Consider the following 358-nt stretch of genomic DNA (forward strand, 5'->3'; position numbering starts at 1 on the left):
GCCGACGCGCCCTATCGGTAAGGGCGCGCGGACATGATTCAACTGATCGCCTTTTACCTGTTCGCGACCATCGCGATCGCGTCGGCCGCGATGGTGATTTTCGCCCGCAATCCCGTGCATAGCGTGATGTGGCTGATCCTCGCCTTCTTCAACGCGGCGGGGCTGATGCTGCTCGCGGGCGCCGAATTCATCGCGATGCTGCTCGTCATCGTCTATGTCGGCGCGGTCGCGGTGCTGTTCCTGTTCGTCGTGATGATGCTCGACATCGATTTCGCCGAATTGCGCGCCGGTTTCGTGCGCTATCTGCCGCTGGGCGCGCTCGTCGCGATCATCCTTGCCGCCGAACTGGTGTTCGCGG

The 358-nt window shown here is 62.8% G+C and carries 1 protein-coding gene; it reads left to right on the plus strand.

Annotated features, from left to right (window positions below):
* Nucleotides 1–33: 33 nt before the first annotated feature.
* Nucleotides 34–358, plus strand: a 325-nt coding sequence (locus FLQ44_RS20040; protein WP_147695776.1) for an NADH-quinone oxidoreductase subunit J, incomplete at its 3' end; no start/stop codon positions are given.

Source organism: Vogesella mureinivorans (genome assembly GCF_007644035.1).
Taxonomy (GTDB): Bacteria; Pseudomonadota; Gammaproteobacteria; order Burkholderiales; family Chromobacteriaceae; genus Vogesella; species Vogesella mureinivorans.